The organism is Paenibacillus sp. S-38 (assembly GCF_049942825.1).
Classification (GTDB): domain Bacteria; phylum Bacillota; class Bacilli; order Paenibacillales; family NBRC-103111; genus Paenibacillus_G.
The window spans coordinates 2,800,392-2,818,367 of record NZ_CP187970.1 but is presented as its reverse complement, the minus strand read 5'-3'; the positions used below and the strand labels follow the sequence as shown (position 1 = coordinate 2,818,367).

Sequence of the window (17,976 nt, the reverse complement as noted above, 5' to 3'; positions counted from 1 at the left end):
CTCCCCCCTCGATACAGCAAGGTCCTCCGGTGCACAGAAGTACAACCAGGAGGACCGGACCAAGTAGCTTAGAACAGATTATCCGCAAAACGTGATAATAACGCCGCCGCTTCCTTCCGCAGCATCGGCCGCTCCGACTGGTAATCGATTGAACCGTCAGCAGCCGGGGTCACTTCCGGCCCATATAATCCTTTCGCCGCCGCAAAGCGAACTCCTTCGAGGGACCAGGATTCCGTCTCTCCGGTCAGCTTCACTTCCTTCGGAACAGCCCGCAGTTCTTTGGAGGCCAGGCGCCAGGCTATCAGCGCCGCTTCCCCTCTGGTGATCGGCCGGTCCGGATCGAAGCGGGCTCCTTCTGTTCCGTCGATCAATCCAAACTCATAGGCGGCCTGAATTCGCTCGGCATTGGCGCTGTGCACCGTGTCACTGAATACAGACTTCTTCTGGGAGGAGCCCACCCCGGACCAGCCCATGAACCAATCGACGAACTCCCCGCGCGTGATCGGCCGGTCGGGATCAAATACATTCGCAGCGGCAGCATTCTCATTCATGACCCCCAGCTGACGCAGATGATAGATATAGCCGGCATACGGATGATCCGCGCCAACGTCGGCATAGCGCTGCGGCTCCGGCAGCTTCTGCGCCCAGCTGTCGGACTTGGCATCGTAATAAAATGCGGTCACGGCGCCCCTGTCATCCAGCTTGAAAGCGGCCTGCACCCCTTTCTCATCCTGAAACAGGTTCGGTTCGATGGGGGTAAGGGTGTGCTCGCCAAGCAAATCCTTCACCTTAAGCTTCCCTTCCTCCGCATGGATACGGATGGTCCACATCCGGTTGCGCAGGTCGCCGTACATCCCTTCGAACGGAGCCAAAGGCTCCTGCAGCGCCTTGACGGGACTCGGACCGGCAGTTTCATCGGGGTAATACCGGTCCATGAACGACTCGAACAGATCGGTACGGAACTCCGCATCTTTATTGACGGCGATGAATACGCCGACCTTCTGTTCGGGAAGGAGCCACATCGTGGAATGATACCCATACAAGTCCCCGCCCTTCTCTACAACATTCCGTCCATTGTAGATCTGCCGATTGGAGTATTCATATCCGTAAGCCATATTGGGCAGCTTCGGATGGATCGCCAGCTGCGGCTTGAGCATTTCCTCCGTCGTTTCGGCTTTGAGAATCCGCTCGCTCCCAAGCTTTCCGCCTCCCAGCTGGGCCATCATGAAGTTGGCCATGTCGGAGCCCGTGGACAGCATCCCTCCGCCAGGGAGCTCCGTGGGAACAGTCGCATAAGTTTCCATCGCTTGGCCGAGCACGTCGTAAGGAATGGCCAGCTCCTCGATGATCTCTGGAGTCAGCCTGATATCGGTACGGGTCATACCGAGCGGCTGGAAAATATGTTCCTTGAGATAGGCGCCGAAGGGCTGGCCGGTGACCTGCTCAACCGCATACCCTTGAATCGTGAAGGCCAGGTTATCATACCGATAGAAGGCTCCGGGTGTGCGGGTCACGGTGGGCACATGCTCTTGTAGATACTGCCCCAGTGAAATTTCCTGCGCCAAGTCCGTAGTCGTGTCACCAGGGGCGTCCCCGCTCTCGAAGCCGGTGGAGTTGGTGAGCAGATGCTTCATCGTCAGCGGGGTGTCTGTCTGGTTGGGGATGCGGAGCTCTCCCAGGTAAGAAGACATGTCGCGGTTCAGATCGATCTTCCCCTGCTCGGCCAGCTGCATCACGGCGGCAGCGGTAATGACCTTGGACACGGACGCCAGGCGAAACACCGTTTTATCCGGATCGACCGGCCTTTTGTGCTGGATATCCGCATAGCCGTATCCCTTCTTCAGGAGAACCTCATCGTCCTTCACCACCGCAATGACGGCTCCCGCCATATTCCCCTTGATGTCCGTCCGGTCAAAAAATGCATCCGTGAACTGTTCCACATCACCTGCAGTAATCGTTCCTGGTGCGGAACCGGGTACAGCGGCCGATCCTTCTGAAGGCGCACTCACTCCGGCGATTAAAGTGAAGGCCAGAACAGCGGCCGCCTTACGGAGTAATCTTGGATTCCTCATCGTCTGTTGGCTCCTTCCATATCACTGTTGTAACAAAGGTAAGCATAGCGGAGCAAACTTAATGGAGATTCTACATAACCTTAATGTAATGTGAAATGTGGAGGTCCACGCCGCTGCCCAAGCCGCTCTGCTACAGATCCGGCAGATTCCCCGATTTGGTTCCGACCCTGTAAGGAGTCGTAACACCTTCATAATTGAACATCATGCTCATGCCCATGGAGGCATGCATCAGATTGTGGCAGTGCATCATCCACAGCCCCGGATTATCCGCGATCACGTAGATTTCATAGGTCTCATCCTGCTGCGTTAGAAGCGTATCCAGAACGACAGGACTTCCGCTAAGCGGCTTGCCGTTACGGCTCAGTACCTGGAAGGTGTGGCCGTGCAGATGAAAAGGATGGTCGCCGCCCCCCTCATTCGTAAGCGTAATCTTCACGCGATCCCCCTCTTTTACGATCACCGGCGGGATTTCATGAAAGCTTTTGCCATTGATGGTGTTGATGAATACGTTCCGGCCCAACGTCAAGGTCTGCGAGCGATCTACGGGTAGGTCCGTCATAGGAGGGCTCTGAACTGGAGCTCCATAATCCGTCCATGTGAATAAGGCGAGGCCGGCAGGGGTGTCCGGTTCACTTCCCGATCCCAGACTCATCTTCAAGCCCGATCCGCTCACCAGCGTTACCTTCCCCTGCTGCGGCATCTGCAGCAGAAGATCATACCGCTGCCCGGCTCCCATCCTGAATTGGTGATGATCCAGCTCCCCCGGTTCATTCAGATCATGACCGTCCATGGCGATGATACGGTAAGGAGCCCCGTACACACTTACGGTTTCGGTCTCGTTCGCCGCATGGATCAGCCTTAGTCGGATTGCCTCCCCCGGAGCCGCATCGATCGTCAGCTCCTTCGTGGAGCCGTTCAGGAGATAGCTGCCGTTCAGCTCCTGTACGAGCAGGGTCTCCTCCCGGTTGTAGTCGAACGCATCCTCCTTCGGCTCAACGATGAAGGGGCCGAGCAGGCCTTTCTTGACCTGCTCCGAACTGGCCTGATGGGAGTGATACCAGTAGGTTCCGGGGGAACCCGCAATGAATTCATACGTGAACTGCTCCCCCGGATTCACAACATCCTGGGTGACGCCCGCTACGCCGTCCTGTGAGCAGGGGAGCTCAATACCGTGCCAATGCAGCGTCACCCCTTCGGTTATGTCCTCATTAACAAGCATGACGCGGATCCGGTCCCCCTGGGAGACCCGAATCTCCGGACCTGGCGTAAGACCGTTGAAAGCCCACACGTTCTCGGTTCTTCCATCGTCCAGCTCCTTCACGGTCTGCGAGGCGGTGAGCCGGAATTCCCTAAGGGGCTCCTCGCCTGCCCCCTCGATTAGTGCTTCGCAAGACCGACCGGCCACGTTATGCGCGGCCGTCAGGGCGGAACCGTAGACATGCTCCGCTCCCGCTTCCATAGAATGAGCTCCGCCCATATTCACTTCGTAGGGCCGCTGCATTCGCATCTGCCAAAAGTAAGTTCCGATCACTGCGCCAAGCAGTATGGTTAAACCCAGTGCTGCCAAGCCCCCTTTCGCTTTCCAGCCAAGTCTGCGCATGGACACCCTCTCCTTAGATAGTGATTGATCAATAACTATTCGCGGCAGTCCGACGATCCTTACTCCCTTTTCTGCAGCGCACGAATCGTAGCCGCAATGCCGTCCGCCGGCTTGGTTGCCGGGATTTTACCAATGCAGCGTTCATATTTTGCGCCGCTCAAGCGCAAAGGCTCTTCCGTTAAATAGAGCATTTCAACGACCTCCTTCATGACGGGGACGAACAGGCCCAGCAGCGATAATCCTACTCTGCCCAGCGGAATCACCGGCTTCTTCGTCCCGCTGGCCTCTTGGGCGATCCGCACAATCTCGTGCCCTGAGATGATGTCCGCCCCGGGAATATTCCAGTTCTGCCCGTAGGCCTCCTCATGACCGGCCAGTTCGACAACCATGATGGCAGCGTCCGGCAGATACACATACTCACGGGGAATCTTCATGCTGCCGATGAAGAAGGCCATTTTGCCAGCGGCGATTGCCTCGAGTGTACCGCCCAGGTAAGAAGCCTGGTTCGCGGTCGGTCCGTAGTAATCCGGCAGCCTGACAATCATGGGGCGAACATGGTTCCAGCGGCTGCTGAAGATCATCTGTTCGAACGCAAGACGGACCTTTCCTTTCTTCGTATGCGGCTGTTTGGGATGATCCTCGGTCACCCGGCTCATCTGTCTCCTTCCGTACGGGTAAATCCCGTCGATCGCCACCACTTTGAGGCCCAGCCGGTTGGCAGCCTCCATGACCGATTCGCCCAGCGGGATCAATTTGCTTTCCATCTCATGGTAAGGTACATTCGCGCAGTGGAACAGCACATCCGCTTCCTTCGCCGCTGCAGCTACGTCATCCGGCTTGAAGGCGTCGCCGACCGCAAGCGTCAGGTGAGAGGGACGTCCCATCTGCTCCGCAAGCTCCTCCAGCTTTTGACGCGACCGTCCGAAGGCAATCGTGGGTACTCCCCGTTTGACCAGCTCCGCCGTAATAACGGCTCCCGTTCCACCTGTTGCTCCTACTACCATTGCTTTTCTCATGTTCTTCATCTCTCCTTTTCATTTGTGATTGATCAATCACTAACTGATTGATTTCATCTTACATCGCGGTTAGTGATTAGTCAATAACTAATTTTGCAGACAAGTTTCTTTTCCTCTTGCAGACCTGAACCCCTCACTCCGCCGCAATAGGAATAAGAACCACAATGCCGATGGTCACCACCAAAAAGAGTACTGCGGCCAACCGGTAGTCCCGGTCCCTTCTCTTGAATAACACCCAGCTGAAGATTTCGGAGAAGAGAGGAACGGCGAATAAGAAGGGAAACAGGTACTTCATCGAAAAGCCGAACGATAAGCTGCCCGCGAGAAATAGAGGAAAGCCGGTCAGCAGCCAAAAGAGAGCGAGCAGGATACCGACGACGATATGCAGAAAAACGATCAGGCCCCTGATCATATTGGATACAGTCCTCCTATACCTTCGTATAATTGACAGCCGGCGAAGAGTTACGCTAGCCTGAGTAAGGGTGTAGGCAGTGAGCACACTCACCACACCAAGCAAAAAAACGATGGGAGACATAGATCATCATGACGTACAGGAACATACAGCTCCGCCGGCCCAGGCCGGATGACGCCCAGGCCGTCAGCGATCTCGTGATCGCCTGCGATGTGGAGGATTTCGGGTTCCCCGACTTCGACCTCAGCGAGCTGCTCGACATGTGGTCCGGCTTTGATCTGGAGCGCAATGTCTGGATCGCCGAGAACGCCGATAACACCATTGTAGGCTATGCCTTCCTCGAGGAGGACAGCGACGAAAAGCTGTTCAGCTATGGCTTCGTCCTGCCGTCCGCCCGGGGAACGGGCATAGGGACCGCCCTCCTCGCGGCGCTCGAGACCCGTGCCGGTGAGCTCGCGGCTGCATCCGGACGGCACAAGCGGCTGCAGAATGTCGTGCCGACCCTCCGGACGGACGCTCAAGAGTTAGTGCAGGGCCGCGGTTTTACTCCCGTCCGGCTCTTCAAACGCATGAGCATCCGCATGGAAGCCGCCCCAGCTCAGCCGGTACTGCCGGAAGGCGTCACCCTGGCCCCGTTCCTCCCTCATCGGGACGGACGCAGCGTGTACGATGCCTATATCGAGACCTTCGCTGACCACTGGGACTTTGCGGCTCCCGAGTACGCTATATGGGCCGAGCAGCTAAGCCGTCCCTCCTTCGGCCCCGAGTGGTGGCTCATCGCCCGCGGGTCTGCCGGCGATATCGCCGGATTCGCGCTCGCCCGGATGCGGGAGGACACGCTGTATATCCAACAGATCGGTGTCCGCGGCCCCTTTCGCGGTAAAGGACTCGGCCTGGCTCTGCTGCAGACGGCCTTCCATAAGGCATACGCCGCAGGACAGCCGAACGTCTCCCTCGGAGTGGATACCTCGAGCGCCACAGGCGCCTTCCGGCTGTACGAGAAGGCCGGGATGCAGGCCGTCTATGAGGTTACGATTGTGGAGAAGAGGGTTCAGCCGTGATTCGTTCGTTGGCTCCCCCCGCTCACCATCCCGCGTACACGATATTCCCCGCTTCATCCAACCCGCGGAAAACAAAATTACCGGCATCGGCCGGGGATAAAAGCAGGTACTGGGCGGCAAAGCCCTGCTCCACATCCATCTCCACATACACGGCTGATTGACTCCTGGCCGCTTCGACCGATGTGATGTTCTTCATCGGCCCTTCGCTCGTCACGATGATTTTCTTAATCCGCGGGTCTGCCGCCTCTGCCGCCAGGATCGTATCATACTTCTGCTCCTTCGTAAGCTGGGCGGACCATGTGGTTCTTAGCGCCGCTCCGGGCTCGCGCTCCGTGAGCGAACCGGCCATATGCAGACGGTAGAGCAAGCCCCACGTTCGCTTGACGACCATTACTTCATGAGAATATCCGGTATCCCAGAGCATCAGGAGATGATCTCCGGCCTTCTTGCGGTATGTGGACTCCCCTTCCGTATGCAGACGGCGGACCGCCCCCTCGGGCGTATAAGCATTGCCCATGAGCATGCAGGGGATTCCATAAACGATCACCCAGAGCAGCAGCCCGCTCAGCACTATGCACCGCTTCTTCATCCGGTCACCTCCGGCAGATCGCTATTCCTTTTGCACCATCCAAATGACTACGTCACTGCTCAGCTCCACCCTGCTTCTTTGTCCATTTTACCATATTCAGGAATATCAATGGCATATGCTGAACAAAAAACCGCCGGCATCTCCATGCCAGCGGCTTCCCCAATGCGTTTTTTATTTGTCAAAAAGCTTCTCCAGCGCTTCCCGCTGCGGCGGCCGAATGCTGATCACCGGGCGGATCTCCTTCGCCATCGCTTCGGCTTCCTCGATGGTCGACGCTTTACCGAGAGCGATCAGGGTGCCGACCGCTACCGCACCGGTACGGCCTTTGCCTCCGCCGCAGTGAAAGCCCACCTTCCTGCCTCGGCGGTAGGCGTCCACGACCGTATCGATTGCCTGCCGGAACAGCACGTCCTGCGGCTCGTCCGCATCGTCACCCAGCCCGATCTTGATCCACTGCGCATCCGAGCCCGGATACGCACACTCCTCCGCTTCCCCGCGCAGGTCCACAATGACCTCGCACTGTTCTTCGGTAATCATGTCTTTCACATCGGAAGCACCCCCGAGATAAATCCGGTCATCCACTAAGGCTTGATACGTTTTGGTCATGAGCGTAAGCATCTCCTTTTCGTTCCAACGGACCCGATCTTCTCAGATGGTCTTTGACTTTGACTGGTATTACTCTTTGATCGGTATTACGTGCCGTCTGATGCGAACTGCTGTATCCGTGCCTTGATGCTCTCGCGCACCTCGCGGAACTTAGCCATGATCTCTTCCTCGGTTCCCGTCGCCTTGGCCGGGTCTTCGAAGCCCCAATGCCACTTCACGGTGTTCTTGTTGGGGATCACCGGGCAGTGCTCGTCCGCATGGCCGCAGAGCGTGATGACATAATCCGCGCGGCTCAGGATCTCGGGGTCGATCACATCGGACGTATGTCCGCTGATGTCCACGCCGGCTTCCTTCATGACCTGAACGGCCCGCGGATTAAGGCCGTGGGACTCGAGGCCCGCGCTCTTCACTTCATATTGGTCGGAGCCGAGGGCCTTGAGAAAACCGTCCGCCATCTGGCTGCGGCAGGAATTCCCGGTGCACAAAAAGTATACGAGCTTCTTTTCCATAGACAGGTTCCTCTTTTCGTTATCTCGAGATAGGTCCGGCAGCTGCTCTCATGATCCTTAGGAGAGGAGCCGGAGCCACAAGTACAGCCCGGTTAAGGTAATGAACAGCGTGGGGACCGTTAGAATGACCCCCACCCGGAAGTAATAGCCCCAGGTAATCGTGACGCCTTTGCGCGAGAGAACATGCAGCCACAGCAGCGTGGCCAGGGAACCGATCGGTGTAAGCTTCGGGCCCAGGTCCGAACCGATCACATTCGCATAGATGAGCGCTTCGCGGATGACCCCTTCCGTCGCCGTCTCCCGGATAGCGAGCGCATCGATCATCACCGTCGGCAAGTTGTTCATAACCGAGGACAGGATGGCGGCGATGAAGCCCATGCCTGCCGTCGCCGCGAACAAGCCGTGACCTGCAACGGACTCGATCAGGCTCCCCAGTTGATCCGTGAGCCCGGCGTTGCGCAGGCCGTACACCACGACGTACATCCCGATCGAGAAAACGACGATCGCCCAAGGCGCTTCCTTGACTACGCGGCGGGTTTCGATCGCCGGGCTGCGGCGGGCCGCCAGAATGAAGAGAAGGGCAACCACACCGGCCACGATCGACACGGGGATGGACGTGAACTCGCTCATCAGGTACGCGATCAGCAGAACCCCCAGGATGACCCACGAGAGGCGGAACAGCCGCTCGTCCTTGATCGCTTCCCTTGGCTCCTTCACCTGACCCGGGTCATAGCGCACCGGGATGCTTTTGCGGAAGAAGAGATACAGCACCAAGAGGCTCGCCGCCAGAGAGAAGAAGTTCGGCACGATCATCCGGCTGGCATATTCCACGAACCCGATGTCAAAATAATCCGCCGACACGATATTCACCAGATTGCTGACGATGAGCGGCAGCGAAGCTGTGTCCGCGATAAACCCGCCGGCCATAATAAACGGCAGAATCATCCGCTCGTCGAACCTCAGCGCGCGGACCATAGCCAGCACGATCGGCGTAAGGATCAGCGCGGCCCCGTCGTTGGCGAAGAGTGCGGATACCGCCGCGCCCAGCAGGATGACGTAGATGAACATCAGCCTGCCGTTCCCCTTGGCCAGCCTTGCCATATGAAGGGCCGACCATTCGAAGAATCCGATCTCATCGAGGATCAGCGAGATCAGGATAATCGCCACGAACGCCAGCGTCGCATTCCAGACGATCAGCGTAACATCCCGGACGTCACCGAGGCTTACCACCCCGAAGAGCAGGGCCAGTACCGCCCCGCCAGTGGCCGACCAGCCGATGTTCAGCCCCTTGGGCTGCCAGATGACGAATACCAGTGTAATCAAGAAAATCAAAACTGCCGCGTAAACCATACGTACCCCCTGTGTCGTTCAGCTTGGGCTGCAGCAGTCATTCCCGCAGCCCAAAGCCTCCACCCTCTCCTGCTGGGAAGGGAGATGCTCAAAGAGGTCCTGCAGATATGGCTTGTCCCGTATCGCCAGGGAGTAATAGATCCACTGCCCTCTGCGGGTCTCGCTGACAAGACCGCCATCCTTCAGCTTTCTCATATGCTGGCTCACATTCGGCTGGCTGAGCTCCATGAGTTCCACGATCTCGCAGACGCACAGCGGCCTCTCCTTGAGCAGCGCGAGCATCGTCAGACGGGATTTGTCTCCGAGCAGCTTGAATACGTCGGCCATCCCTTGAATGGTCTGCATCTCCAGGCACCTCCTCTTCCTCCGTACAGTATGTAGTGTGCTGCTTTAACTGCATATTATTATATAACTATTTGCTTATATGTAAAGAGGGGAGTGGAAAAAGGGTTAGTACTCTGTACGATTGCGCTGATCAACCAACTCCCTTGCTGCACTTCGATCATGGATTCACGTAATCGTCAATCGCAATACTAAAAGGGCTGCCGGATAGCAGCCCTTTCCTATCTAGTCCCTCACATCTGACCTCTTCAGCCTCTCAGTCTCCTGCCTTGGCGGCTTCCCCGCCTGCTTCCGTCCACAGCCTGCGCGCTGTCCGGGCCAGCCACAGCGACTGCGACCACCGGTCCCCGAGCTCCTCGGTTCTGCCGGCAGCCTCATCCCGGGTGATTGCATAGGGAGGCGGCCCCAGCTCACAAACGAACGGTAGGATGGCCCCCCTTCCTGCCGCCTGCCGCCAGTGCTCCATCCCCCGCTTCCACCAGCGGGCAAAATGCTCCACCGCTTCATGCTCCCCATGATCGCCCGGATCAATCTGAATCTGCTCCCCGTTCGAGATGCGGCCGTGAATGGCGGACGTGCGTGTGAGCAGGGTTCCCAGCAGCGACTCGGCTTCGGGCGGGACGGTCCGCATCTCTCCAGCGGTCACGTAGTGGGAGAAGTCGATCGTCAGCCGCAGCTTCTCCAGCGCGCGGACATAATCCACTGTGCGCAGCAGGTCCTGCGTGATCGTCCCGCGGTGGGTTTCGATGCAGACGGGGATCCCGTATATCTCCTCCAGCGCCTGCAGCCCCCCCAGCAGCTCCACTGCAGGGACACCGGTTACAAACGGCGTCATGACCTGGACATTCACATGCCCGATCACGCCCTCGTACGCTGCGGCCCGCTGCAGGAACTCCTCCAACTCCTGCACGGTAGCGGGATATGCGTTGACACTGAACGACAGGCCGTAGGCTTGCAGCAGCGATTTCCAGGCGTCCGCCTTTCCGGGCTCCGGCAGGAAGCCGTTCACTCCGTCGAAGCCCGCTTCGGCGATGAGGCGGACTTTGTCCTCGTCGGTGGGGTGCCGCCCGGTGATCTGCAGCCCGTTCATCCCCCACCAGGACATCTCGACCTGCAGCTTCGGCGGGTTCTCAATGCGGATAGAGCGCGTCGAATTCAACACCGCAGGGCCCTCCATCCATGCTCGTCTCGGCATCGACCGGCGTCCCGTCCGCTCTCAGCAAGGGCCTGTAATGCGTGGCGATCTTCGCCAGCGAAGCCGGCGCATAGTGGCAGATGAACGCCCGGCGGAAGCGGTCCTTGGACTTGTTCCGGTAGGAGCCGTGAATGAGATTGCCGTTGAAAAAGAGAACGTCTCCCCCGTCCATCACCGCAGGAACCGCCTTGAGGCCCGGCGGTACTTTGACCAAATGCTTCGTGAAGGATTCGCTCTCGTCGGCAAGCTCCGGGCACACGATCTCATGCCCGCTGGTTTTCGGTACGACCAGCAGACCGCCGTTCTCTTCATCGGCTGGATCAACCGCCGTCCAGGCGGCGATGCAGTTGCCCGGCTCCACTTTCAGGTAGAAATTGTCCTGATGGAGTGCCTGCCCCCGGGAGCCCGGCGGCTTGTAGTAAAACATGCTCTGGGCCGCGAGCGCCTCCTCTCCGTAGAGATCCTCAAGGACCGCCAGCACAGGTGGGTGCAGCAGATAACGCCTGGAGGTTTCGTCGAATCGGTGAGGGTGCATCACTCTCGGGTAGCGGGAGAGCGGATCTTCCGCTCCGGCATCCAGGTTCGGCTCGAAATGACCGGGGATCCTCCGGCTGCCGATCTCCTCGAAGGTGCGTCCGATCTCGGCCAGTTCCTCGTCGGTGAACAGCCCTTTGACGATGAGATAGCCTTCGGTGTCAAAGTGATTTTTTTGCTCGGCGGTGATTGATTTCAGTACTTGCGGCACGGGTACTCTCCTCCTTGAAATGATGCGGAATGGTGGATCATGAATCTGATTTCGTACTTTCATCTTACGGGAGAACGGCCTGCCCTCCAAGCAAGAATCCTGCTGAGAGGTATCACGATTCTGCTGCAGTTCCGATTTTGTTTACGTTAATAGGCCTTATTTTGAATGGGGACTGGTGCTTTTGTGCCGCCGGGCTTATGATGGGAAGCAGTAAAGTCTGCATTATGTTCCTGCTGCCGGGCAGGGACCGTGAAGGAGGTACCAATGTGATGACCAAACGCAAGGAAGAGCATCCCGCCCCCAAGGAAGAAGTCAGCGGGATCGTGATTGCCGGGCATTTTGATGAAGGGGACCATTATGCGACTTCCCGCCCGAACGGCCGGAAGGACTGGCTCCTTACTTATACCCTGGGCGGCGAAGGGTATTACGAAACGCCGGGCCAGGAGCTCCGCTGCCGCCGGGGCGACCTTGTGCTGATGAGGCCGGGTACGCCCCACAGGTACGGCACCGTGAAGGGGGAACGGTGGCATTTTGTATGGGTTCATTTCTCAGATCGGATTATGGAGACCGGCACGCTGACGGATGCCCCCCTCCTCCATCACCAGGTGAGCGACAAAACCGCCGGGCGGCGCATCTACCGCGCTTTCCGGCGCATTCTGACCGACTCGGTCGAGCGGAACCTATACTGGCAGGAGCTCTGTGAGCAGGCGGTTCGCGAAATTCTCCTGCTGCTTGCCCAGTCGATGAAGCGGGCAATCGACCCGCGCATCCGGTCTGTGCTGCACCTGCTGTCCACCCGGCTTCGTGAAGGGGTAAGCATTGAAGACGCGGCCCGGACCGCCGGCCTGTCGCCTTCGCGCCTGTCCCACCTGTTCAAGGCCGAGACCGGGCACTCGGTCATCGAGACGCTGAACCGCATGCGGATTCAGCAGGCCGCTCTGCTGCTCAGCCATACGGACCGCACCGCGCTGGAGGTGTCCCAGGACGTGGGATACCAGAACTATCACCACTTTGCGGCACAGTTCCGCAGAGTTTACGGGGTGAACCCGAGCACGTATAAGAGCGGAGGGGCTGCACGAGAGGTGTAAAAGCTTGTGCGGGGTGAGCGTGGAGTGAGCGTTGTGTGTGGCGGTGGAGCGTGGCGATGGAGCGGGCATGACGGCGCATGGTGGCGGCGGAGTGAGCGTGGAGTGTGGCAGCGGAGCGGGCGTGGAGTGTGGCGGTGGCGTAGGTGCAGTGCGAGGCGGCGAGGCGTGACGGCGGAGCGAGCGTGGTAGCGGAGCGGGCGTGGTAGCGGAGCGGGCGTGGTGTGAGGCGGCGCGGCGATGCAGCGGAGCGAGCGTGGAGCGTGGGGCAGAGCGGGCGCGGAGAATGGCGGCGGAGCGAGTGCTGAGCATAGCAGCGGAATATAGCAGCGGAGCGTGGCAGCAGAGTGCGCGTGGAGCGTACACGGTGCGAGGCGGTGGAGCGAGCGTGGTGTGGCTGCGGCGCAGGTGCGGTGCGAGGCGGCGAGGCGTGACGGCGGAGCGGGCGTGGTGTGAGGCGGCGCGGCGATGCAGCGGAGCGGCAGGCACTGGCATTTGTAGCCAAGCTTCTTGTGGCGGACCCAGGGGACACGGACCGGAGTATTGGCCAGACCCAAACCGTACACTGAGCTGATTCCTGCTCCTACTGTGCAAGTAAACAGCTCTACCCGGATTGCCAAATGGGATCCAGGTGGGTTTGCAGCATCCCACACTGTGTAACTCTGCCGGCCGCACCAAATTTCAAGTGCATGCCCACAGAGCATGTGAGCAATAGAGGAACTCAGATGCCTTATTCCATGGAAAAGAGCCGCCCTGAGAGGAATAGAGGAACTCAGATTCGCTATTCCATGGGATTGAGGGGTCATTCCCCCAATTGCGTCTGCATAAGGAATCTGAGTTCCGTTATTATTCGGGAAATGATGGGAAATACTCGAATAGCGAACTTCAGTTCCGTTATTTCAAAATAGCAGGCCAGGTGTGTGACTTTGCGGTTTGTGTTGTCAAGTGTCGGCAGCCAATTGTCGGGTCATGATGCGAGTGCCTGCTGTACCGGACTCATCTCCCGAACTCAAACGCGAGTCTTGAGTCCGCATCACCCGAGTGCGCTCTCCACCCGGCCTTCGGCCGTCCAGCTTGCGCTGTTGCGGATCAGCCGCCGGTAAGGCTCGGCCGGAACGACAGCGCGTGATGCCACGGCTGCAGGTACACCACCCGCCCGGTACCAGCCCGCATCAGCCGGGCGTGCTCTTCACCCGGCCTTCGGCCGCCCAGCTTGCGCTGTTGCGGATCAGCCGCGGTAAGGCGCCGGCCGAAACGATGGCGCGTGATGCCCCACTGCGGGTACAGCACCGGCCCGGTCCTGCCCGCATCACCCGAGCGTGCTCTCCACCCGGCCGGCCGCCGCCCAGCTTGCGCTGTTGCGGATCAGCCGTCGGTAAGGCGCCGGCCGGAACGACGGCGCGTGATGCCCCGGCTGCAGGTACACCACCCGACCGAGGCCGTAGTCGTGCTCCCAGCCGGCGGGCAGCCGATTGCCCTCGAATTCGAACTCGAGGAAGATCCTCCGCTCGACGAACGGGTCCGGCGCGAACAGGTAGGGCTCCTCGTCGAGCACGAAGTCCTCCACGCCTTCGAGCAGCGGATGCCCTTGCGCTTCCGCCGTGCGGGAATACCGCAGCTTCTGATACGGCGGATGGCCGGTGAACTCGGCCCCGATCATCTGCAGCAGCTCGTAGCTGCACTGCAGCGAGATGCCGTTGTGGATCACGAGCAGGCCGCCCCCGCCCGCCACGTACCGGAGCAGGCCGGCAGTCTGCGCCTTGGTCAGCTCCCGGTTCCAGCAGTCCGTGTAGGCGATGCAGAGCGGATAGCCGCCCGCCTCGGTCTGCAGCCGGAGCAGGACATCATAGTCCTCCGTCGCCGTCAGTTCGAACGCTTCGCCCAGAATCGCTTCGAGCTCCACACGTGCGGGCTCCAGGGGATGCCAGGGGGCATCCGTGTAATCGCCAAGCAATAGAGCTTTCTTTTTCTCCATCATTCTTCATACGCCTCCCGTAGGTTCAGTTCAGCTTGCATACTTACTTACCAAGGCAGCTCCCTGCCGGTGTCCGCTTCGATATAGATCGGCTGCTCGCGGATCTCGTTCCCGTGCTCGCCGATGCGCCGAAGGATGTTCTCCGCCGCCTCTTGAGGGGTGTAGGTCCCCGCGTCGTTCCATGTCCCGCTCATATACGTCTTCACCCACCCGGGATGGAACAGCAGCACGCGCCCTCCGTCACGCCGTATACGGTTATGGATGATCGTCGAGCCCATGTTCAGTGCGCTCTTCGCCATACAGTAGCCGAACCAGGCTTCCCGGTAGCTCTGCGTAATGCTCCCCGCTTCCGAGGAGATGTTCACGATGAGCTTGCCGCCGTTCATGAGCGGACCGATCAAGGCGTTCGACATCCGAATGGCCCCGAGTGCCGAGACATTATACACCCGCAGCATTTCGTCAAAATCTAGCTCCCCCTCGATCGGCACCGAGGTATCCCCGAGCAGCGCCGCATTGTTGATCAACAAGTCCAAAGCATCCGTTCGGCTGCGGATGAACGCTCCCGCTTCCCGGACACTCTCGTCACTGCCCACGTCGAGGTAGAAAGCATGCAGCGTCTGGGGGAACGTCTCCTTCAGCCGGTCCATCTCCGCATTCTCTCTAGAGATCCCGCCGGCAAATACGGTACAGCCGGTGCGAAGCAGCGTCTCCGTCAGTGCCAGCCCTACTCCCCTGTCCGTTCCCGTGATGCATACCGTCCGGTGCTCTGCCATGCCGCTCACGCTCCGTTTCATTTTTCAAATGTGTGCCGGCTCTACTGACTACTGTCTGCTGACTGCGGCTCCTTTTATCGTAAAAGATACGCTCCCCTCCGAACATAACCCAATGGAGGGCAAATATAGTATAATGTCTTTGTCTGTATGCGCATTCAATTAGGATTCAGAGAGGAGTGCGGAGCCATGCAAGCCCACCAGCCGAAGATGAAACACACCGTCAATTTCCGCCAGGATATCAAATTCTATTATGCCGGAACGGAAGCCTGTGAACCCGGACAAGCCTGGGGGCCCGGCGTCAAGGATCATTACAAAATCTTCTACATCCACAGCGGCCGGGGAACCTTCCGCACGGCCACATCGGCTTACCCGAGGTCTGCAGGAGAAGGGTTCTTTCTGGTACCCGGCGAGCTGTATGATTACGAGGCCGATGCGGAGGATCCCTGGACACTCTCGTGGGTGGCTTTCAACGGTGAAGCGGTGAATCCCTTTCTCGAGCAGGCCGGCCTCTCCTACGCAAGCCCCTTATTCACGTGCCCGCCGGACGGCCCGATCCGCCAGAGTCTGCAGGCTATGGTCGAAGCGGACCGGAACCCGGACAGCTTCAGCCTGCCGCTCCGTCTGACTGCAGCTCTTTACACCTTCCTAGCCGCTCTTATAGATGCGATCCAGGCCGGCCCGGTTGACCCGACCCGCAGCTCGATCCAATCGTATTACGTCTCCCAGGCGCTCGATTTTATCGAAACGAATTATTCCCGGTCCGTCTCCATAGAGGATATGGCCCATGACATGGGGCTCAGCCGCAAATATATCGCGAGCCTGTTCAAGTCTGCCGTCGGCGTCCCTCCCCAGCAGTACCTATGCCGCTACCGGATGCAGAAAGCCCGCGAGCTTATGCAGGGCTCCCTGTCGATCAAGGAAATCTCCTATTCCGTGGGATACAGCGACCAGCTGATCTTCTCCCGCATGTTCAAAAAGACGTTTGGCTACGCGCCCAGGGAATACCGGCAGAAGGCCGGAGAATCTCTGCGATCCGGACAACCGGCTTCTCCACGGCCCGCCCCCTCTTCTTGATGGGGCGCCCCCCCTCCCCATCCGGTTCCCATGCCGGACGGGGATATTTTTTGTCCTGACAGCAAAAAACCACCCCGCGCCGGAGGATGGCTCATCGCTTGTCGTATGGGTTGGTTACATCCTCGTCTTCCACCGGATCCTGACACGGATCGCGATCAGCTCGAGTAGAATCGCTAAGCCAAGAAACGAAATCGGCATGCCTCCAGCTTCCCGCAGATCGCTATCAAAGGAGCTGGCCATGGACATGTCGAAGCTTACTTATCCCGCCCGCCCCTGCAGCACCCCCCCTGGCAATGGCAGCCGCAGAGTTCATCTCGAATGCGAGGAACGTCCAGGAGATGAGGAAGGTGCTGCAGGATGGAATGACCGCCTGGAACACGATCTGCCACCCATTCGCCCTGCCCGCCCGCAGGGCCTCCAGCACACCTTCGTCGAGCTCCCCGAACGATTCGGAATAGGCCTTTGGCCAAGTTAGCCGATGGTGGGAACGGTCATGCCGATTACGGCGGCGGCACATCCTCAACTGGCAGCTGCGCAGGCTGCCTTAAAGCCGGCCCAGGCTGATGAACCCGCTGCATACGATATCTCTACCCTGTTCTCTACCCCCGGCTGACTCATGCCCGTCTTGCTATACGAATGCTTTTTGCATGTGCTCGGCTTTCGCTTTCAACGCTTCAACGCAGGCCTGCCCCGGGTCCTTGCTTCCCAGAATCACTTCGCTCTCGCCATACCACCCGTGATAATCGGTACCGCCGGTCATCACCAGTCCATACTGCTCGGCATATGCCCTGGCACGGTCTTCGTCCTCCGGGCCGTGAAGCGGATGACGCACCTCAATCCCTGCCAATCCGGCTTCCACCAGCTCAGCCACGGTTTCGAAGCTCCGGTATGGTCCCGGATGGGCCAGAACGGGAACCCCTCCCGCAGCCCGTACCGCTTGAACGGCCGCCGCGGCATCCGCATATTCCATCGGCATATAAGCGATCCCGGGCTTCTGTCCATCCTGCCCCCGCGAGAACAGCTCCTCATACAAGTCGCCGTAGATGGTGTCGGCATATCCGTTCTCAATGAGAGCATGCATAATATGCTGCTTATACACAACCGTGCCGCCCTGTGCAAGCTCCATCACCTCGTCCCAATCAATCCGGTAGCCCGCCGCCTTGATCCTGGAGACCATCCGGGGGGCAGCTTCGCGGCGCCTTTCCATAATCGGGTCACACAGCGCTCTCAGTGCAGGATGCTCCGGCTGAATATAATAACCGAGGATATGGACTCTCCGTCCTCTCCCGAAATCATACGCGGAGATCTCAATGCCGGGAATGATCTCCACCCCCCGTTCACGCCCTTGTTCGATCATCCCTTCAAGGCCTTGGCTCGTATCGTGATTAGTAATGGCCAGGTGGGTCACTTCTTCTTCTACCGCTATGTCGAGAATCTCCGCAAAAGACATGGAGCAGTCCGATAGATTCGTATGGCAGTGCAGATCCGCTTTCATGGGCAAGCCCCCTCCGTTTATCAGTTCCCTACTTCAATGAGTTTAAGTTAGTGTAACTTGATGCCCGGCAGGCTTGG

General features: G+C 58.9%; 21 protein-coding genes. 4 read left to right on the top strand and 17 right to left on the bottom strand.

Annotation, left to right across the window (positions count from 1 at the left end):
• Positions 1-68: 68 nt before the first annotated feature.
• The 4 genes from ACP26L_RS12905 to ACP26L_RS12890 form a co-directional block, all read right to left on the bottom strand.
• Complete coding sequence (locus tag ACP26L_RS12905) at positions 69-2,072, bottom strand: serine hydrolase (protein WP_426452988.1); 2,004 nt, start codon at positions 2,070-2,072, stop codon at positions 69-71.
• Positions 2,073-2,202: 130 nt separating this feature from the next.
• Positions 2,203-3,672 (bottom strand): multicopper oxidase family protein, encoded by a 1,470-nt coding sequence (locus ACP26L_RS12900; protein ID WP_426452986.1) that lies wholly within the window; start codon positions 3,670-3,672, stop codon positions 2,203-2,205.
• A 59-nt stretch (positions 3,673-3,731) separates the two neighbouring features.
• Positions 3,732-4,688, bottom strand: coding sequence for an NAD-dependent epimerase/dehydratase family protein (locus tag ACP26L_RS12895; RefSeq protein ID WP_426452984.1), 957 nt, complete (start codon positions 4,686-4,688; stop codon positions 3,732-3,734).
• Positions 4,689-4,821: 133 nt separating this feature from the next.
• Entirely contained in the window at positions 4,822-5,100 is a 279-nt protein-coding gene (locus ACP26L_RS12890) for a hypothetical protein (protein ID WP_426452982.1), read from the bottom strand.
• 131 nt (positions 5,101-5,231) lie between these two features.
• Between ACP26L_RS12890 and ACP26L_RS12885 the strand changes: the two genes are divergently transcribed.
• Positions 5,232-6,161 carry a GNAT family N-acetyltransferase gene (locus tag ACP26L_RS12885; RefSeq protein ID WP_426452981.1) on the top strand — a complete coding sequence of 310 codons (930 nt, stop codon included), beginning with the start codon at positions 5,232-5,234 and terminating at the stop codon, positions 6,159-6,161.
• Between the two features lie 22 nt (positions 6,162-6,183).
• Here ACP26L_RS12885 and ACP26L_RS12880 read toward each other — a convergent pair whose 3' ends face one another.
• The 8 genes from ACP26L_RS12880 to ACP26L_RS12845 all read right to left on the bottom strand — a co-directional run bounded on the left by ACP26L_RS12880 (position 6,184) and on the right by ACP26L_RS12845 (position 11,497).
• On the bottom strand, positions 6,184-6,750 hold the full coding sequence (locus ACP26L_RS12880; RefSeq protein WP_426452979.1) for a hypothetical protein: 567 nt from the start codon (positions 6,748-6,750) through the stop codon (positions 6,184-6,186).
• Between the two features lie 59 nt (positions 6,751-6,809).
• Complete coding sequence (locus ACP26L_RS12875; RefSeq protein WP_426452977.1) at positions 6,810-6,932, bottom strand: hypothetical protein; 123 nt, start codon at positions 6,930-6,932, stop codon at positions 6,810-6,812.
• Complete coding sequence (locus tag ACP26L_RS12870) at positions 6,922-7,356, bottom strand: protein-tyrosine phosphatase family protein (protein WP_426452975.1); 435 nt, start codon at positions 7,354-7,356, stop codon at positions 6,922-6,924. Before ACP26L_RS12870 ends, ACP26L_RS12875 begins: the two co-directional genes overlap by 11 nt.
• A gap of 86 nt (positions 7,357-7,442) precedes the next feature.
• Positions 7,443-7,865: an arsenate reductase (thioredoxin) gene (gene arsC, locus ACP26L_RS12865; RefSeq protein WP_426452973.1), complete on the bottom strand. Its 423-nt coding sequence runs from the start codon at positions 7,863-7,865 to the stop codon at positions 7,443-7,445.
• Between the two features lie 57 nt (positions 7,866-7,922).
• The gene (locus ACP26L_RS12860; protein ID WP_426452971.1) at positions 7,923-9,215 is read right to left on the bottom strand and encodes an arsenic transporter; all 1,293 of its coding nucleotides are present in this window, start codon (positions 9,213-9,215) and stop codon (positions 7,923-7,925) included.
• An 18-nt stretch (positions 9,216-9,233) separates the two neighbouring features.
• A complete protein-coding gene (locus ACP26L_RS12855; protein WP_426452969.1) occupies positions 9,234-9,560 on the bottom strand; it encodes an ArsR/SmtB family transcription factor in 327 nt (108 codons plus the stop codon).
• 253 nt (positions 9,561-9,813) lie between these two features.
• On the bottom strand, positions 9,814-10,719 hold the full coding sequence (locus tag ACP26L_RS12850) for a sugar phosphate isomerase/epimerase family protein (protein WP_426452967.1): 906 nt from the start codon (positions 10,717-10,719) through the stop codon (positions 9,814-9,816).
• Positions 10,688-11,497: a phytanoyl-CoA dioxygenase family protein gene (locus tag ACP26L_RS12845; protein ID WP_426452965.1), complete on the bottom strand. Its 810-nt coding sequence runs from the start codon at positions 11,495-11,497 to the stop codon at positions 10,688-10,690. Before ACP26L_RS12845 ends, ACP26L_RS12850 begins: the two co-directional genes overlap by 32 nt.
• A 269-nt stretch (positions 11,498-11,766) precedes the next feature.
• On the opposite strand from ACP26L_RS12845, the gene ACP26L_RS12840 reads away from it, so the two are divergent.
• Entirely contained in the window at positions 11,767-12,585 is an 819-nt protein-coding gene (locus tag ACP26L_RS12840) for a helix-turn-helix domain-containing protein (protein WP_426452963.1), read from the top strand.
• A gap of 1,169 nt (positions 12,586-13,754) precedes the next feature.
• On the opposite strand, the gene ACP26L_RS12835 is transcribed toward ACP26L_RS12840, so the two are convergent.
• From ACP26L_RS12835 to ACP26L_RS12825, 3 genes are read right to left on the bottom strand one after another with little or no spacing between them, the layout of a single operon-like run.
• Complete coding sequence (locus ACP26L_RS12835) at positions 13,755-13,892, bottom strand: hypothetical protein (RefSeq protein ID WP_426452961.1); 138 nt, start codon at positions 13,890-13,892, stop codon at positions 13,755-13,757.
• Entirely contained in the window at positions 13,892-14,560 is a 669-nt protein-coding gene (locus tag ACP26L_RS12830; protein ID WP_426452959.1) for a ThuA domain-containing protein, read from the bottom strand. Before ACP26L_RS12830 ends, ACP26L_RS12835 begins: the two co-directional genes overlap by 1 nt.
• A gap of 44 nt (positions 14,561-14,604) precedes the next feature.
• On the bottom strand, positions 14,605-15,330 hold the full coding sequence (locus ACP26L_RS12825) for an SDR family NAD(P)-dependent oxidoreductase (protein WP_426452957.1): 726 nt from the start codon (positions 15,328-15,330) through the stop codon (positions 14,605-14,607).
• Between the two features lie 186 nt (positions 15,331-15,516).
• On the opposite strand from ACP26L_RS12825, the gene ACP26L_RS12820 reads away from it, so the two are divergent.
• The gene (locus ACP26L_RS12820; RefSeq protein ID WP_426452956.1) at positions 15,517-16,404 is read left to right on the top strand and encodes a helix-turn-helix domain-containing protein; all 888 of its coding nucleotides are present in this window, start codon (positions 15,517-15,519) and stop codon (positions 16,402-16,404) included.
• Between the two features lie 114 nt (positions 16,405-16,518).
• Here ACP26L_RS12820 and ACP26L_RS12815 read toward each other — a convergent pair whose 3' ends face one another.
• Positions 16,519-16,650 (bottom strand): hypothetical protein, encoded by a 132-nt coding sequence (locus ACP26L_RS12815; RefSeq protein WP_426452954.1) that lies wholly within the window; start codon positions 16,648-16,650, stop codon positions 16,519-16,521.
• Positions 16,651-16,697: 47 nt separating this feature from the next.
• Between ACP26L_RS12815 and ACP26L_RS12810 the strand changes: the two genes are divergently transcribed.
• On the top strand, positions 16,698-16,862 hold the full coding sequence (locus ACP26L_RS12810; protein ID WP_426452952.1) for a hypothetical protein: 165 nt from the start codon (positions 16,698-16,700) through the stop codon (positions 16,860-16,862).
• 170 nt (positions 16,863-17,032) lie between these two features.
• Here ACP26L_RS12810 and ACP26L_RS12805 read toward each other — a convergent pair whose 3' ends face one another.
• Positions 17,033-17,899, bottom strand: a complete 867-nt coding sequence (locus ACP26L_RS12805; protein ID WP_426452950.1) for a PHP domain-containing protein — start codon at positions 17,897-17,899, stop codon at positions 17,033-17,035.
• Positions 17,900-17,976 lie beyond the last annotated feature (77 nt).

Bases quoted from the DNA above. Each gene is read 5' to 3' on its own strand.
- ACP26L_RS12810 (WP_426452952.1), top strand. From the start codon at position 16,698: ATGGCAGCCGCAGAGTTCATCTCGAATGCGAGGAACGTCCAGGAGATG.
- ACP26L_RS12805 (WP_426452950.1), bottom strand. From the start codon at position 17,899: ATGAAAGCGGATCTGCACTGCCATACGAATCTATCGGACTGCTCCATG.
- ACP26L_RS12890 (WP_426452982.1), bottom strand. From the start codon at position 5,100: ATGATCAGGGGCCTGATCGTTTTTCTGCATATCGTCGTCGGTATCCTG.
- ACP26L_RS12815 (WP_426452954.1), bottom strand. From the start codon at position 16,650: ATGTCCATGGCCAGCTCCTTTGATAGCGATCTGCGGGAAGCTGGAGGC.
- ACP26L_RS12860 (WP_426452971.1), bottom strand. From the start codon at position 9,215: ATGGTTTACGCGGCAGTTTTGATTTTCTTGATTACACTGGTATTCGTC.
- ACP26L_RS12885 (WP_426452981.1), top strand. From the start codon at position 5,232: ATGACGTACAGGAACATACAGCTCCGCCGGCCCAGGCCGGATGACGCC.
- ACP26L_RS12895 (WP_426452984.1), bottom strand. From the start codon at position 4,688: ATGAGAAAAGCAATGGTAGTAGGAGCAACAGGTGGAACGGGAGCCGTT.
- ACP26L_RS12905 (WP_426452988.1), bottom strand. From the start codon at position 2,072: ATGAGGAATCCAAGATTACTCCGTAAGGCGGCCGCTGTTCTGGCCTTC.
- ACP26L_RS12820 (WP_426452956.1), top strand. From the start codon at position 15,517: ATGCAAGCCCACCAGCCGAAGATGAAACACACCGTCAATTTCCGCCAG.
- arsC (WP_426452973.1), bottom strand. From the start codon at position 7,865: ATGGAAAAGAAGCTCGTATACTTTTTGTGCACCGGGAATTCCTGCCGC.
- ACP26L_RS12840 (WP_426452963.1), top strand. From the start codon at position 11,767: ATGACCAAACGCAAGGAAGAGCATCCCGCCCCCAAGGAAGAAGTCAGC.
- ACP26L_RS12825 (WP_426452957.1), bottom strand. From the start codon at position 15,330: ATGGCAGAGCACCGGACGGTATGCATCACGGGAACGGACAGGGGAGTA.
- ACP26L_RS12835 (WP_426452961.1), bottom strand. From the start codon at position 13,892: ATGCGGGCAGGACCGGGCCGGTGCTGTACCCGCAGTGGGGCATCACGC.
- ACP26L_RS12870 (WP_426452975.1), bottom strand. From the start codon at position 7,356: ATGACCAAAACGTATCAAGCCTTAGTGGATGACCGGATTTATCTCGGG.
- ACP26L_RS12900 (WP_426452986.1), bottom strand. From the start codon at position 3,672: ATGCGCAGACTTGGCTGGAAAGCGAAAGGGGGCTTGGCAGCACTGGGT.
- ACP26L_RS12855 (WP_426452969.1), bottom strand. From the start codon at position 9,560: ATGCAGACCATTCAAGGGATGGCCGACGTATTCAAGCTGCTCGGAGAC.
- ACP26L_RS12880 (WP_426452979.1), bottom strand. From the start codon at position 6,750: ATGAAGAAGCGGTGCATAGTGCTGAGCGGGCTGCTGCTCTGGGTGATC.
- ACP26L_RS12830 (WP_426452959.1), bottom strand. From the start codon at position 14,560: ATGATGGAGAAAAAGAAAGCTCTATTGCTTGGCGATTACACGGATGCC.